This window comes from Sporomusa sp., from assembly GCF_057736855.1.
The window spans coordinates 10,232-11,106 of record NZ_JBYKYF010000083.1 but is presented as its reverse complement, the minus strand read 5'-3'; the positions used below and the strand labels follow the sequence as shown (position 1 = coordinate 11,106).

Here is an 875-nt window from a genome sequence, read left to right as displayed (position 1 = left end):
GGAAAAGCAGGGTAGGTATATCCCCTGCTCCACTACACTTTATGCTTTACCCCAATATTTGACAAAGAACCACAAAAAAGCATTTGTGTCCATCATTTCATATGGTCACAAACGCTTACTCTTACTGATATGGCGGAGAGAGAGGGATTCGAACCCTCGGTACCCTTTCGAATACACACGCTTTCCAGGCGTGCTCCTTCAACCACTCGGACATCTCTCCGTGTGCTCTCAACAGAAATTAATTATATATTATTTTCTTTATCAATGCAAGCGGTAATTATTGAAAGTTTATCATCAGACAAACTTTCCTGCAATTGATGCTTTTTTATTATACATACTATCCAAAAGATTGTCAAGTTGTTTAGTAAATAGGATTATAATAGATCCCTGCCGCCAATTATGAACGACAGGGATCTTGTTGATTACTACGCTTTTTTAAATACCTTTTTCAAACCGAACTTACCCTGTTGGATATCGTCAAATATCGTGTACACTACAGGAACTACAACCAACGTAAGAATGGTTGAAGTTACTAGACCGCCGATAATGGCGTGAGCCATCGGCGCCCGGGCTTCGGCGCCTGGTCCAATACCTAAAGCCAGCGGAATCATACCAAAAATCATTGCCGCTGTTGTCATGATAATCGGACGCATCCGTTGTATGGCGGCTTCCACTAATGCTTGGTTGCGCTCTACACCTTGGGCCCGACGCTGTTTCGCGAAATCCACCAGCAATATAGCATTCTTAGTTACCAATCCCATCAGCATGATAATCCCGATAAGAGACATCATGCTAAGCTCACTGCCCATAAGCAAGAGACCGATAATCGCTCCAATGATAGCCAAAGGCAAAGCAAGCATAATAGCAAAAGGATC

Annotated in this window: 1 protein-coding gene and 1 tRNA gene; both read right to left on the bottom strand. The window is 42.9% G+C overall.

The genetic code is table 11. The features are described 5' to 3' along the window. Window positions 1-130 precede the first annotated feature (130 nt). A tRNA-Ser gene (locus tag AC29Z1_RS07490) sits at window positions 131-220 on the bottom strand. Window positions 221-425: 205 nt separating this feature from the next. Then, window positions 426-875, bottom strand: a 450-nt coding sequence (locus tag AC29Z1_RS07485; RefSeq protein WP_488270834.1) for an efflux RND transporter permease subunit, incomplete at its 5' end; no start/stop codon positions are given.